This is a genomic window from Orbaceae bacterium lpD04 (genome assembly GCA_036251935.1).
In the GTDB taxonomy this organism is placed as follows: Bacteria; Pseudomonadota; Gammaproteobacteria; order Enterobacterales; family Orbaceae; genus Orbus; species Orbus wheelerorum.
Window position 1 is genome coordinate 2,603,003 of record CP133967.1, and the last position, 14,676, is coordinate 2,617,678.

At 40.3% G+C, this 14,676-nt stretch carries 8 protein-coding genes, 3 tRNA genes and 3 rRNA genes; 4 read left to right on the forward strand and 10 right to left on the reverse strand.

Going from position 1 to position 14,676, the window contains the following annotated elements:
- Nucleotides 1–48: 48 nt before the first annotated feature.
- Nucleotides 49–2,376 carry a bifunctional glycosyl transferase/transpeptidase gene (mrcB, locus tag RHO14_11480; GenBank protein WVD70966.1) on the reverse strand — a complete coding sequence of 776 codons (2,328 nt, stop codon included), beginning with the start codon at nt 2,374–2,376 and terminating at the stop codon, nt 49–51.
- Nucleotides 2,377–2,450: 74 nt separating this feature from the next.
- Here mrcB and sfsA point away from each other — a divergent pair, with 74 nt between their 5' ends.
- Nucleotides 2,451–3,164: a DNA/RNA nuclease SfsA gene (sfsA, locus tag RHO14_11485; GenBank protein WVD70967.1), complete on the forward strand. Its 714-nt coding sequence runs from the start codon at nt 2,451–2,453 to the stop codon at nt 3,162–3,164.
- Here sfsA and mepM read toward each other — a convergent pair.
- Both mepM and znuA read right to left on the reverse strand, forming a co-directional pair.
- A complete protein-coding gene (mepM, locus tag RHO14_11490; GenBank protein ID WVD70968.1) occupies nt 3,151–4,563 on the reverse strand; it encodes a murein DD-endopeptidase MepM in 1,413 nt (470 codons plus the stop codon). The genes sfsA and mepM overlap by 14 nt on opposite strands.
- 34 nt (nt 4,564–4,597) lie before the next feature.
- Nucleotides 4,598–5,542 (reverse strand): zinc ABC transporter substrate-binding protein ZnuA, encoded by a 945-nt coding sequence (gene znuA, locus RHO14_11495; GenBank protein WVD70969.1) that lies wholly within the window; start codon nt 5,540–5,542, stop codon nt 4,598–4,600.
- A gap of 75 nt (nt 5,543–5,617) precedes the next feature.
- Between znuA and znuC the strand changes: the two genes are divergently transcribed.
- The 3 genes from znuC (at nt 5,618) to RHO14_11510 (ending at nt 8,865) form a co-directional block, all read left to right on the forward strand.
- Nucleotides 5,618–6,391, forward strand: a complete 774-nt coding sequence (gene znuC / locus RHO14_11500; GenBank protein WVD70970.1) for a zinc ABC transporter ATP-binding protein ZnuC — start codon at nt 5,618–5,620, stop codon at nt 6,389–6,391.
- Entirely contained in the window at nt 6,384–7,184 is an 801-nt protein-coding gene (gene znuB, locus RHO14_11505) for a zinc ABC transporter permease subunit ZnuB (GenBank protein WVD70971.1), read from the forward strand. Before znuC ends, znuB begins: the two co-directional genes overlap by 8 nt.
- A 157-nt stretch (nt 7,185–7,341) precedes the next feature.
- Nucleotides 7,342–8,865 (forward strand): YifB family Mg chelatase-like AAA ATPase, encoded by a 1,524-nt coding sequence (locus RHO14_11510; protein ID WVD70972.1) that lies wholly within the window; start codon nt 7,342–7,344, stop codon nt 8,863–8,865.
- Between the two features lie 3 nt (nt 8,866–8,868).
- Here the strand turns inward: RHO14_11510 and RHO14_11515 are convergent, their stop codons facing one another.
- The 7 genes from RHO14_11515 to RHO14_11545 all read right to left on the reverse strand — a co-directional run bounded on the left by RHO14_11515 (nt 8,869) and on the right by RHO14_11545 (nt 14,619).
- Nucleotides 8,869–9,207, reverse strand: a complete 339-nt coding sequence (locus tag RHO14_11515; GenBank protein WVD70973.1) for a DUF413 domain-containing protein — start codon at nt 9,205–9,207, stop codon at nt 8,869–8,871.
- 136 nt (nt 9,208–9,343) lie between these two features.
- Nucleotides 9,344–9,419 (reverse strand) — tRNA-Trp (locus tag RHO14_11520).
- Nucleotides 9,420–9,427: 8 nt separating this feature from the next.
- Nucleotides 9,428–9,504 (reverse strand) — tRNA-Asp (locus RHO14_11525).
- A gap of 60 nt (nt 9,505–9,564) precedes the next feature.
- Nucleotides 9,565–9,680 (reverse strand): 5S ribosomal RNA (gene rrf, locus RHO14_11530).
- A 155-nt stretch (nt 9,681–9,835) separates the two neighbouring features.
- Nucleotides 9,836–12,738, reverse strand: a 23S ribosomal RNA gene (locus RHO14_11535).
- Between the two features lie 212 nt (nt 12,739–12,950).
- A tRNA-Glu gene (locus RHO14_11540) sits at nt 12,951–13,026 on the reverse strand.
- A 54-nt stretch (nt 13,027–13,080) separates the two neighbouring features.
- A 16S ribosomal RNA gene (locus RHO14_11545) occupies nt 13,081–14,619 on the reverse strand.
- Together the 16S, 23S and 5S rRNA genes with 3 tRNA genes alongside form the textbook arrangement of a ribosomal RNA operon.
- Nucleotides 14,620–14,676 lie beyond the last annotated feature (57 nt).

Consider the following 14,676-nt stretch of genomic DNA (forward strand, 5'->3'; position numbering starts at 1 on the left):
TTTTTCACTATAATGATACCTTACAACAAAAAAATAACGAACATATTGCTATAAGCTAAACATCTCTTTTAGCCAACTTGGCGCATCATTTTCTGGTACGTTTTCCCTTGGCACTTGGTTAAAACCAGCGCAAAGTAATGCCTTATCGGCAGTCCATGCTGGTAAAGTTCTAACACCAATACCATTACATTGCCAATTTCCCTGAGCATCAATTTCAACCATATTAATATTGGATGGTTTAGCTTGTACGAGCGGTTGAGGTGCGTGTTGTGATAAGTATGTTTGATAAATTTTTAGGGCCCCAGATGAACCTGTTAGTGCCATCGGTTTATGATCATCAAGGCCGACCCATATAACAGTGACATCTTTACCATCGATACCGATAAACCAACTATCTCTTAAATCATTAGTTGTACCTGTTTTAGCTGCTAGATGAGCGCTGCTATAGTTATTATTTAACGATCTAGCTGTGCCGTAATTGACCACTTGCTGCATAGCAAATGTCGTTAAATAGCTTGCTTGAGCAGATACAACGTGTTGTGAATTAGGGTAGCTTTGATAAATTAATTGCCCTTTATCTGATAACACATATCTTAAAGCACTCAATGATGATTTTTTGCCGGTATTACCAATTATTTGGTACATTTGAGCCGTTTCTAAAGCTGTCAGTTCTAATGTACCTAAAAATCGTGAAGGTACCGCTTTAATTTCACGCTTAGGTACGCCTAGCGATAATAGGGTCTTTTCTGTTGCATCAAGGCCGACTGCCATGCCTAAATTAACTGAGGGAATATTAAGTGATTTCGCTAATGCATCAACCAACATCACTTTATTTCGATATTGTTTATCAAAATTTTGAGGTTGCCAAACTGTTCGGCTATCCATTTTTACCGTTAATGGTTTATCATCAAGCCATGTGTTAAGTTGATAGCGCTCAGGTAAACTTAGGGCGGTTAAATAAGTTGGCGGCTTTGCTAGTGAGCCAATTGGGCGCCTACCATATAAAGCACGATTAAATCCTGCATAATGGGGATCGGCGCTACCAATTAATGCTCTTACCTCTCCCGTTTTCCTATCGATAATTGTAACGGCTGTTTGTAAATCACTCTTTTTAGTTAATACTCTTAAGCGCTCTATTTCTTCAGTTACGGCGTTCTCAGCTGCATTTTGTGTAACAGGATCGAAAGTAGTAAAAATCTTCATGCCAGAGAGATAATTAGCTTGGTCACCGAGCTGTTCCCTTAATGACTGCCGAACAAGCTGCATAAAAGCTGGCTGAGGGGAAATAACGCCACCTTTTGGCAATACCGATAATGGACGCTGGATCAGTAGCTGGTAAAGCTCATCATCAATAATTCCCTGCTCTTCTATGAGCTTAAGTACAACGTTGCGTCTTTCTAATGTATTATTCGGCTTAGTCCATGGATTATAAACTGAAGCGCCTTTAACCATTCCAACTAACAATGCTTGCTGGTCAAGGGTTAACTCGTTAACTGGACGGCCAAAATAATAAAGACTTGCTAAAGGAAAACCGTGGATCTCTTGATCTGCATTTTGACCAAGAAAAACCTCATTGAGATATAGCTCTAAAATTCGTTCTTTACTATATCGAGAGTCTAAAATAATTGCCATGTAGGCTTCACGAATTTTACGTAAATACGAACGCTCATTGGTTAAAAATAAATTTTTAACCAATTGCTGAGTCAAGGTGCTACCGCCTTGCACTGTGCGCCCAGAAATTAAATTAGAATAAACCGCGCGAAAAATAGAATAAACACTAATACCATCATGTTGATAAAATCGTTTATCTTCTGTCGATACTAATGTTTGAATCAACGAGTCAGGAAAATCTTTTAACGGTACAAATAAACGCTGCTCATTATTTGGAGAATGGATCATTGTAATCAATTTAGGATCAATTCGTAGCAAGCCAAAATTTCGCCCAGTTTCAATATTCGTGATTCGCGAAATACGATTTTGACTAAATGTTATTTTAGTACGAAATGCAGGCTCTTGTGCATCTGGAAAATTAAATGGTCTGCGATATATTTCAATATTATCATCATTAACAACAAACTCACCAGGCCTTGTTGCCACTAAAACTTGCCGATATTGCACGCCATTAAGAATTGATGCGATATCATCTTTACTTATATTTTCATCAGGCTCTAATTCAATAATTTGCCCATAAACAGCAGCGGGTAATTCCCAAACAGTACCATCAATGCGATCTCGAATTTGTTGATCTAAGTAAATACAATACACGGCAGTTATTGCAATTATCACCAAAAAAATTTTTAGCAATAAAATACCCAGTCGTTTTTTCAAACTAATCTTTTTTATTTTATTTTCTGTTTTTTTAGCGTTCTTGACCAATGCTATTCCATTCCATACGCAACTCTAGTTGAGTGGTGTATAATAGCACAAATTCTTAGCATTTGAGTATTTGTATGGTTTTTCTATCCCCTCTTCAATCAGGCATTTTCATTAAACGCTACAAACGCTTTTTAGCTGATATTTTATTACCCAATAATGAAATTATTACGATTCATTGTGCAAATACGGGTGCAATGACTGGATGCGCAGCTGTCGGCGATACTGTTTGGTATTCAACATCAACAAACCCTAAACGAAAATTACCCTTTAGTTGGGAATTGACTTATACCAAAGATAACTACCGTATTTGCGTTAATACAATCAGAGCAAATCAGATTGTTAAAGAAGCCTTTTTACAGCAAAAAATAAAAGAATTTACCTCATATGAACAGATATTTTCTGAAATAAAATACGGTGATGAAAATAGCCGAATAGATTTATTGTTAGAAGATCCTCAAAATAGCCAGTGCTATGTGGAAGTCAAATCAACAACATTATTTAATGATCGCAATAAATTTGGCTATTTTCCGGATGCAGTGACTGCGCGTGGACAAAAGCATTTACGAGAATTAAAATTAATGGCTAGCCAAGGACATAGAGCTGTGATCTTTTTTCTGGTGCTTCATTCTGGTGTTAAATACTTTTCACCAGCGGCACAAATTGACCCATTATACTGCCAATTATTAAAAGATGCGGTAGAAAATGGAGTTGAAATATTGTGTTATAACACCAATATTTCAACAACAGAAATCACGCTCAAGCAAGCTATTCCAATTATGCTGGATTAGCTTCTTCTGCGTTTACGTTATTTTTATCAGACGAAAAAGCAAGCTTAGGTTTAATATCCTTGAGCTGCTCTAAAAATGTAGTTTTAGATTTACCAGTTAATCCAGATGAAACCGGTAAATTAGCGGTTAAAGGATTAACTGCTTGACCATTAATATGTAGCTCATAATGTAAATGAGGCCCCGTTGAACGCCCCGTATTACCAGATAAGGCTATTTTATCGCCTTTTTTAACTTGCTGACCTGGCTTAACTAAAATCTTATCAAGATGCATATATTTGGTCATATATTGTCGTCCATGACGGATAGCAATAAAATTACCTGCTGAACCACTATATTTAGCAATAACAACCTCTCCTTCACCGACAGATAAAACCGGTGTACCGCGCGAAACGGCAAAATCAGCCCCATTATGAGGTGCAATTTTTTTAGTAACAGGATGTAATCGCCTTGGGTTAAATGGCGATGAGATACGTGCAGGCTTATCTAGAGGATAACGTAAAAAGCTTTGTGACAAACCATCACCATTAATATCATAATAAGAACCATCTTCCGCTAGGATTGCATAATAATCTTTACTACCATTTCTAATTCTAACCGCTAAAAGTTGACTATTTTCATGAATATCATCAAGCATTTCACGAGATAATAGTACTGAAAATTTATCACCTTTTTGTAAGCGTCTAAAATCAAGTTGCCATTGTAGCGCCTTAGTAATTATTGAAATTTCATTACTTGTTAATCCTGAATTCTTAGCATCAATAACAAAATTAGAATCGATATCACCAGTGATACTAAATGGTTGCCAAACCCCTTCACGGGTTTCAGTCCTCTCTATAAAATCATCACCATTACGTTCATAAATTCGAATATTATTATTAGATATAATCCAGTTAAACGTTTTTAAATTATGCTCGCTATCTGTAGTCCAACTGATCTGCTGCCCAATACGTAAATTAGCTAACTGCTTATATTCTTTAGTTAGCAAGTAGATATCAGCTCGATTAACGCCATATTGTGCCAATATGCCGTATAAAGAGTCACCTCGCCCAACCGTATATTGAACTAGGTTATCATCTTGTGCAATTGCGGTATCAAGTTCGTCTTTAACAACGTCATCTTCTGGTTTGGGCTGATCTAACGATTCCGATAATTGAGATTGAGCAGGATTTCTATCTTCGACAATCTCAATTGTCGCATTGCCGACAATTGCAGGTAATCGCTCATTTTCAAGCACAGTTGTTTGCACTTGTTCTGTAAGCGGAATATATACGGTACGATTTGGATTGAGGGGACGCCACAACACAAAAAATAGAATAATAAGAATCAAAGCACCTAATACGGCAAAATAAGGAATTTTAATTCCATTACTTATGGTAGTAGATGGATCAGTCTGTTGCACTCAAAATAACCTTTTTATCGTTAAAAATTTTAGCCTATTCTAAACAATTTAGAAATTGTTGTGCTATTTTTAATAAAAATTTACAGTATGCATCTGTAGATAACTCAATATCCATGCCCAATGGGTCAATTTCACCCACTTTCACACGAGTACCATCAACTAGTTTATTAATAATTGCAGGACTAAACTGAGGCTCTTTAAACACACAAACTGCATTTTTATGGCTTAATTCGCTTTGAATTTCATAGATTTTTTTTACCCCAGGCTGAATAGCTGGATTAACGGTAAAACTCCCTAAATGATTTAGATTAAATTCGCTTTCGAAATAACCATATCCATCATGAAAAACAAAATAACCTTTATTTTGTACGCTATTCAATTTTTTTGCAATGATTTGTTCAGTATCTTTTAATTTCGACGTAAATTTACTTAAATTTTCATCTAATAAACTCGCTTTATCTGGATAAATTACAACCAATTTATCGTGAATACTCTGTGCTGCGGCTCTTGCAATTTGAGGTGAGAGCCAAATATGCATATCAAACTGTCCATGGTGATGCTCGTGATGGTGGTCATCGCTAGAATGCTCATCATGGTCATGTTCATCACTTTCTTCTTCATGTGAATGCCCAGCGCGAAGCAGTGCTTTTATATTAGGATTAGCTGCAAGTTCTAACTGTTTAGAATTATCAATACTTTTCAAAAAATTAGGTAAAAAAGCCTCCATGTCATCACCAACCCAAATAATTAAATCTGCCGATTTTATTTTGATTAGATCTGATGGTTTTAATGAATAAGTATGAGGTGACGCGCCATCAGGTAATAAAATATCGGTGTCAGTAACGCCATCTGCAATGGCTGCCGTAATAAACCCAAGAGGCTTAACGGAGGTAAGAACTTTAGCTTGCACAAAATTTATCGATAAGCTAATGCTAAAGAAGAATAAAATAAATTTTTTTATTAAATTATATTTAAACATATATAATACTCTTATGTAATAAAGAAAGGTTATGTTATATTATAACATTAACTAAAACAAGAATTTTAAAATATCATGCAATCGCTCGTTTCTATTAAAAATGTTGCAGTTGAATTTAACCATCAAAAAGTGCTGGAGAATATTTCTTTCTCAATTGAAATGGGTAAAATCATCACATTATTAGGCCCAAATGGCGCTGGAAAATCAACGTTAGTTAAGCTGGTATTAGGTTTATTACAACCAACAAAAGGACAAATAGTTAGAAAAGCAAATCTAACAATTGGCTACGTCCCGCAAAAATTAAAACTAGACCCAACTCTCCCTCTTACGGTTAAGCGATTCATTGAATTAAATAGAAATATTACTAGTAATGATATTGAAAATATACTTCAGCGAGTTAATGGTTCACATTTGCTAAATAAAACCATGCATCAATTATCAGGCGGTGAGATGCAACGTGTCTTATTGGCTCAAGCCTTAATAAAAAAACCAGAGTTATTGATTTTAGATGAACCCACCCAAGGGGTTGATGTAAATGGTCAAATGTCACTATATAATTTAATCGCAAATGCTAAAAATGAATTCAATTGCGCGGTATTAATGGTATCACATGATTTACATCTTGTTATGGCAAAAACTGATGAAGTGATTTGTTTAAATAAACATATTTGTTGTGTAGGTACACCGGCCCTAGTATCGAATGATCCCGAATTTATTGCACTATTTGGGCGTAGTGCTGCAAATCAGCTTGCTGTATATCGACACCATCATCTTTACCAGCATTCTCATCAACAGCATTATCAGGGACGAATAAAGTTACCAACACTTGGAGCTATCCGCCATGTTTGAATTATTACTACCACCTTTAATCGTTGGGATCGCTTTGTCTTTTATTACCGGCCCACTAGGTTCATTTGTTGTTTGGCGTAAGATGTCTTATTTTGGTGATACATTATCACATGCAGCTTTATTAGGGATTGCTTTCGGTTTTTTACTCAATATTAACCCTTTTTATGCAGTAATATTTATAACCATCATTTTAGCAGTTGCCCTTGTCTACTTAGAATCACAACAAAAACTCGCTATTGATACGCTATTAGGAATTTTAGCCCATAGCTCTTTATCACTCGGAGTTATCGTAATTAGTTTAATGAAAAATATTAGAGTTGATTTGATGGGCTATCTATTTGGTGATCTATTATCGATTACCTTTACTGACGTATATTTTATTGTTACGGGTATTATTATTGTTGGTATAATTTTATTTTTTAATTGGAACAAATTCCTTTTCGTCACTGTGAATGAAGAACTTGCCTTTAGTTATGGAATCAATATTGTTAAAACTAAATTAATGTTAACATTAATATTAGCCTTAACAATTGGCTTATCAATGAAGTTCGTCGGCGCTCTGATAATAACCTCTTTACTTATTATACCTGCAGCAACCGCTCGATTTTACGCTAAAACACCTGAAAAAATGGCAATTTTAGCCATCTTAATGGGTATTGTTTCGGTAATAGGGGGATTAATGTTTTCCGCTTATTATGATACGCCAACAGGCCCTTCCGTTGTTGTCGTTAATGCCATACTATTTATCTTCTCATTATTATTAACAAAGATGGGGAAAATACAGGTCAATTGAGCATTGTGTGATGAATATCATAGCTTAAAATTTCTAACGAAAAAATGAAACATCAATATGAGACCCTCATCGAATAAATAATTATTAAAAAGAGCTTAAGATAAATTAACCAATACATTATTCTCATTCTAAAAATATTGGATTTAATTTAATCTATATGTCTCTTTTTACTATTTATACTCGTGCTTGTATTGGTATTCAAGCCCCCAAAATTGATGTAGAAGTGCATATTAGTAATGGTATGCCATGCTTTACATTAGTCGGATTACCTGAAGCATCAGTAAAGGAAGCTAAAGACCGCGTTAGAAGTGCCTTAATTAATAGTGGTTTTAGTTTTCCATCTAAAAAAATTACGATTAATCTTTCGCCAGCAGATCTGCCTAAAGAAGGTAGTCGCTTTGACTTACCGATAGCCATTGCAATATTAGCAGCGACAGAGCAAATAAAAATCGATACGCTACATTTGTATGAGTTTTTAGGCGAATTATCCCTAGCTGGAGAAATAAGAGCAGTAAAAGGGGCTATTCCTGCTGCAATTTCAGTTCAAAATGATTCCAGAATATTAATTCTCTCAACCGAGAACAGTTCTGAAATTGCATTAATTAATCACAGTAATACGCTTGTGTGTAATAATCTCGTTCAGCTACAACAACATTTTTCAGAGGAATCCGCGTTATCTGGCGTTAACTACCTTATTCCGATAGAAAATGAACAACCTAAGAATGATCTACAAGATATTATCGGGCAACACCATGCAAAGCGCGCACTAGAAATATCTGCTACAGGTGGGCATAATTTATTACTGATAGGTCCGCCTGGTACCGGAAAAACAATGCTAGCAAGTCGATTAGTTGATTTACTGCCAAATTTGAATGACCAAGAGTCTTTAGAGACAGCCGCAATAGCAAGCCTATCTAATCAACATAGTCTTATTACTAATTGGCGTAAGCGGCCTTTTAGAGCACCTCATCATAGTGCTTCTTGCGCGGCATTAGTTGGTGGAGGTTCAATCCCAAAACCTGGCGAGATTTCGCTTGCACATAATGGTATTCTTTTTTTGGACGAATTACCCGAATTTAATCGTAAAGTATTAGATGCGCTAAGAGAGCCTCTTGAATCTGGCGAAATCATTATTTCACGGGCAAATGCTAAAATTACCTTTCCGGCGAAAGTACAACTGATAGCAGCAATGAACCCTAGCCCAACAGGACATTATCAAGGTATACATAATCGTACGACACCACAACAAACAATCCGATATCTTAATCGTTTATCAGGACCTTTTCTTGATAGATTTGATATTTCGATAGAAGTGCCTTTATTACCTAAAGGGTCGTTAATACATGCTATAAGCCAAGGTGAAACAAGTGTTGACGTTAAAAAACGAGTAATGTATGCAAGGGATAAACAAATTAAGCGGGGTGGTAAAATTAATAGTATGCTTTCAACCCAAGAAATAAGTCAATATTGCGCTTTGAGTAAAGAAGATCATATTTTTTTAGAACAAGCTTTAATTAAATTAGGATTATCAGTAAGGGCATGGCATAGGATTTTAAAAGTCGCTAGAACGATAGCCGATTTGGAAGGGGAAATAGACATAGAACGAAAACATTTGACCGAAGCATTAAGTTATCGTTCTATGGATAAGTTACTAATACAGCTACATAAGAATATAGGTTAGTAGTTAATCATCATTATCAATAAAATCATCTGTAACATCTACTTGAGGTTTTCCACCAGATAAAGTATGAAACTTTTTAGCCTTATTAACACAGTTAAGGTATTTAAGCCAAATTTTTTCATATTCATTCGATGCTTCTTTTTTACCTCGGCATACTGAAACAAATGATTTTTCTTCAGCTGTTAATGGCTTACGAGTCTCGCTATCTAATTCTTTAAATGCAGTACCGTATTTTTCCAAAAGTTGTGACTCTTTAATAGTAAAATCACCGTGACGAGAAAAACCTCTAGGATAATTTTTATTATCAAAAAAACGTTGTTGTGAAGAAAAGCTTTCGGCCATTTTTAATCCCTTATAACTAAATTTAATGTAACGATTTGCGGATTATAATTAAGTGCAGAATTCTGTAAATAAAAATCTTTGATTTATGATTGTTTTACAGTTTGATTGATTAAAAATAAGACAATAAAGGCTAAAATGGCAGGGGCGGAGAGGCTCGAACTCCCAACACCCGGTTTTGGAGACCGGTGCTCTACCAATTGAACTACGCCCCTAATAAGATTGGCGGAACGGACGGGGCTCGAACCCGCGACCCCCTGCGTGACAGGCAGGTATTCTAACCAACTGAACTACCGCTCCACCGAATAAGGTACAAACACATCTGAATAAATATTCATTTATTCATTTTAAATATTAAAAGTCTGGCGGTGACCTACTCTCACATGGGGTAACCCCCACACTACCATCGGCTTCACGGCGTTTCACTTCTGAGTTCGGCATGGATCAGGTGGGACCACCGCAACATTGCCGCCAGACATAACTCGTTTTCTCTTATATAACGATGAGTTAATCATAAATATAAATATTTCTATATAATAAAATATCTTTATACCCACTCTACATCATCACCATATACTCAATACAGTTCAAGCCGAAATTCTCTTTGAGATTTGAAACAACTCTAAGTTGTAAGGTTAAGACTCTCGGTTCATTAGTATCAGTTAGCTCAATGTATCGCTACACTTACACACCTGACCTATCTACGTCTTAGTCTCAAACGGACCTTACAGAGTAAACTCTGGGAGGACTCATCTCGGGGCTAGTTTCGTGCTTATATGCTTTCAGCACTTATCTATTCCGCACGTAGCTACCGGGCAATGCAATTGGCATTACAACCCGAACACCAGCGGTGCGTTCACTTCGGTCCTCTCGTACTAGAAGCAAACCCCCTCAATCCTCCTACGCCCATGGCAGATAGGGACCGAACTGTCTCACGACGTTCTAAACCCAGCTCGCGTACCACTTTAAACGGCGAACAGCCGTACCCTTGGGACCTACTTCAGCCCCAGGATGTGATGAGCCGACATCGAGGTGCCAAACACCGCCGTCGATATGAACTCTTGGGCGGTATCAGCCTGTTATCCCCGGAGTACCTTTTATCCGTTGAGCGATGGCCCTTCCATTCAGAACCACCGGATCACTATGACCTACTTTCGTACCTGCTCGAGCCGTCACTCTCGCAGTCAAGCTAGCTTATGCCATTGCACTAACCTCCTGATGTCCGACCAGGATTAGCTAACCTTCGTGCTCCTCCGTTACTCTTTGGGAGGAGACCGCCCCAGTCAAACTACCCACCAGACAGTGTCCGCAAGCCCGATTCAGGGCTCTACGTTAGAACATCAAACATTAAAGGGTGGTATTTCAAGGTCGACTCCATGCAGACTAGCGTCCACAATTCATTGTCTCCCACCTATCCTACACATTAAGGCTCAATGTTCACTGTCAAGCTATAGTAAAGGTTCACGGGGTCTTTCCGTCTTGCCACGGGTACACCGCATCTTCACGGCAAATTCAATTTCACTGAGTCTCGGGTGGAGACAGCCTGGCCATCATTACGCCATTCGTGCAGGTCGGAACTTACCCGACAAGGAATTTCGCTACCTTAGGACCGTTATAGTTACGGCCGCCGTTTACTGGGGCTTCGATCAAGAGCTTCTCATTACTGATAACCCCATCAATTAACCTTCCAGCACCGGGCAGGCGTCACACCGTATACGTCCACTTTCGTGTTTGCACAGTGCTGTGTTTTTATTAAACAGTTGCAGCCAGCTGGTATCTTCGACTGATTTCACCTACGTCCGCGCGGGATTTCAATTACCATCAGCGTGCCTTCTCCCGAAGTTACGGCACCATTTTGCCTAGTTCCTTCACCCGAGTTCTCTCAAGCGCCTGAGTATTCTCTACCTGACCACCTGTGTCGGTTTCGGGTACGATTAAATATGACCTGAAGCTTAGAGGCTTTTCCTGGAAGCAGGGCATCAATTACTTCAGCACCTTAGTGCCTCGTCATCACATCTCAGAGTTTTAGTGACCGGATTTGCCTAATCACACCCCTACATGCTTAACCCGGGCTCCTTGCGGACCTATCCCGGTAAACCTAGCCTTCTCCGTCACCCCATCGCAGTCACATTCAGTACGGGAATATTAACCCGTTTCCCATTAGCTACGCATCTCTGCCTCGCCTTAGGGGTCGACTCACCCTGCCCCGATTAACGTTGGACAGGAACCCTTGGTCTTCCGGCGTGCGGGCTTTTCACCCGCATTATCGTTACTTATGTCAGCATTCGCACTTCTGATACCTCCAGCAAACCTCACAGTTCACCTTCGACGGCTTACAGAACGCTCCCCTACCCAATATGTTATTCACACACTGCCGCAGCTTCGGTGCATAGTTTAGCCCCGTTACATCTTCCGCGCAGGCCGACTCGACTAGTGAGCTATTACGCTTTCTTTAAATGATGGCTGCTTCTAAGCCAACATCCTAGCTGTCTAAGCCTTCCCACTTCGTTTCCCACTTAACTATGACTTTGGGACCTTAGCTGGCGGTCTGGGTTGTTTCCCTCTTCACGACGAACGTTAGCACCCGCCGTGTGTCTCCCATGCTCAACTTGTCGGTATTCGGAGTTTGCATCGGGTTGGTAAGCCGGGATGGCCCCCTAGCCGAAACAGTGCTCTACCCCCAACAGTTATACATGAGGCGCTACCTAAATAGCTTTCGGGGAGAACCAGCTATCTCCCGGTTTGATTGGCCTTTCACCCCCAGCCACAGGTCATCCGCTAATTTTTCAACATTAGTCGGTTCGGTCCTCCAGTTAGTGTTAACCAACCTTCAACCTGCCCATGGCTAGATCACCGGGTTTCGGGTCTATACCCTGCAACTCATTCGCCCAGTTAAGACTCGGTTTCCCTACGGCTCCCCTATTCGGTTAACCTCGCTACAGAATATAAGTCGCTGACCCATTATACAAAAGGTACGCAGTCACACCATATAGATGCTCCCACTGATTGTACGTACACGGTTTCAGGTTCTATTTCACTCCCCTCGCCGGGGTTCTTTTCGCCTTTCCCTCACGGTACTAGTTCACTATCGGTCAATCAGGAGTATTTAGCCTTGGAGGATGGTCCCCCCATATTCAGACAGGATACCACGTGTCCCGCCCTACTCTTCAAGCTTCCACTTAATGCATATTCATGTACGGGACTATCACCCTCTGTCGTGCGACTTTCCAGACGCTTCCATTTACACACTAAGCTACCCGCTTTGGGCTCCTCCCATTTCGCTCGCCGCTACTTTGGGAATCTCGGTTGATTTCTTTTCCTCGGGGTACTGAGATGTTTCAGTTCTCCCGGTTTGCCTCCTTAACCTATTTTATTCAGTTAAGGATAGTATAGTTACCTATACTGGGTTTCCCCATTCGGATATCGACGGCTATAGCGCTTTTTACCAGCTCACCGTCGCTTTTCGCAGATTAACACGTCCTTCTTCGCCTCTGATTGCCTAGGCATCCACCGTGTACGCTTAATTTCTTAACCTTACAACTTACAGTTGTCTCAGTTTTCTCAATTTCGCTTTTTTCTCTATCTTATCCAAAATATCAATCTAGACTTTCATCTACATCAAACTTCAAATAAAACGAGAACTCGTTTCTTTCAGCTTGTTCCATATTGTTAAAGAGCATTATTTTTCTATCTACTTTACAGTAAATACAAAAATAAAAATTAATGTAAATCGTCCGTCTTTATAATGGCGTCCCCTAGGGGATTCGAACCCCTGTTACCGCCGTGAAAGGGCGATGTCCTAGGCCTCTAGACGAAGGGGACGTAAACGATTTACTTTCAAACAAACAATCTATGTGAACACTGTCAGGCACTTCGTAAGGAGGTGATCCAACCGCAGGTTCCCCTACGGTTACCTTGTTACGACTTCACCCCAGTCATGAACCACACCGTGGTAAACGCCCTCCCGAAGGTTAAGCTATCTACTTCTGGTGCAACCCACTCCCATGGTGTGACGGGCGGTGTGTACAAGGCCCGGGAACGTATTCACCGTGACATTCTGATTCACGATTACTAGCGATTCCGACTTCATGGAGTCGAGTTGCAGACTCCAATCCGGACTTAGACGTACTTTGTGAGGTCCGCTCCAGTTCGCACCTTCGCATCCCTTTGTATACGCCATTGTAGCACGTGTGTAGCCCTGGTCGTAAGGGCCATGATGACTTGACGTCGTCCCCACCTTCCTCCGCTTTATCAACGGCAGTCTCCTTTGAGTTCCCACCATTACGTGCTGGCAACAAAGGATAGGGGTTGCGCTCGTTGCGGGACTTAACCCAACATTTCACAACACGAGCTGACGACAGCCATGCAGCACCTGTCTCATAGCTCCCGAAGGCACTCTCTCATCTCTGAAAGATTCTATGGATGTCAAGACCAGGTAAGGTTCTTCGCGTTGCATCGAATTAAACCACATGCTCCACCGCTTGTGCGGGCCCCCGTCAATTCATTTGAGTTTTAACCTTGCGGCCGTACTCCCCAGGCGGTCGATTTAACGCGTTAGCTCCGGAGCCCAAGGGTCATGCCCCCAAACTCCAAATCGACATCGTTTACAGCGTGGACTACCAGGGTATCTAATCCTGTTTGCTCCCCACGCTTTCGCATCTCAGCGTCAGTATTTGTCCAGAAGGCCGCCTTCGCCACCGGTATTCCTCCACATCTCTACGCATTTCACCGCTACACGTGGAATTCTACCTTCCTCTACAATACTCTAGATAACCAGTTTTAAGTGCAATTCCCAGGTTGAGCCCGGGGCTTTCACACCTAACTTAATCATCCGCCTACATGCCCTTTACGCCCAGTCATTCCGATTAACGCTCGCACCCTCCGTATTACCGCGGCTGCTGGCACGGAGTTAGCCGGTGCTTCTTCTGTAATTAACGTCAATTAACTATCCTGTTAGAATAGTTACCTTCCTCATTACCGAAAGTACTTTACAACCCTAAGGCCTTCTTCATACACGCGGCATGGCTGCATCAGGGTTTCCCCCATTGTGCAATATTCCCCACTGCTGCCTCCCGTAGGAGTCTGGACCGTGTCTCAGTTCCAGTGTGGCTGGTCATCCTCTCAGACCAGCTAGAGATCGTCGCCTAGGTAGGCCTTTACCCTACCTACTAGCTAATCCCATATGGGTTCATCAAATGGCATGTGGCCCTAAGGTCCCACACTTTGGTCTCGCGACATTATACGGTATTAGCAGTCGTTTCCAACTGTTGTCCCCTTCCATTTGGCAGATCCCCATACATTACTCACCCGTCCGCCACTCGTCAGCAAGAGCAAGCTCTTCTGTTACCGTTCGACTTGCATGTGTTAAGCCTGCCGCCAGCGTTCAATCTGAGCCATGATCAAACTCTTCAATTTTAAAGTTTGATGCTCAATAACTGTTTCTGACATATTCAAATGAATCTTCAGTGTCAC

What these genes read in the sequence shown, in the direction of transcription:
- znuB (WVD70971.1), top strand. Translation starts at nt 6,384, where the DNA reads ATGTTTGAATTATTACTACCACCTTTAATCGTTGGGATCGCTTTGTCT.
- sfsA (WVD70967.1), top strand. Translation starts at nt 2,451, where the DNA reads ATGGTTTTTCTATCCCCTCTTCAATCAGGCATTTTCATTAAACGCTAC.
- RHO14_11510 (WVD70972.1), top strand. Translation starts at nt 7,342, where the DNA reads ATGTCTCTTTTTACTATTTATACTCGTGCTTGTATTGGTATTCAAGCC.
- znuA (WVD70969.1), bottom strand. Translation starts at nt 5,542, where the DNA reads ATGTTTAAATATAATTTAATAAAAAAATTTATTTTATTCTTCTTTAGC.
- znuC (WVD70970.1), top strand. Translation starts at nt 5,618, where the DNA reads ATGCAATCGCTCGTTTCTATTAAAAATGTTGCAGTTGAATTTAACCAT.
- RHO14_11515 (WVD70973.1), bottom strand. Translation starts at nt 9,207, where the DNA reads ATGGCCGAAAGCTTTTCTTCACAACAACGTTTTTTTGATAATAAAAAT.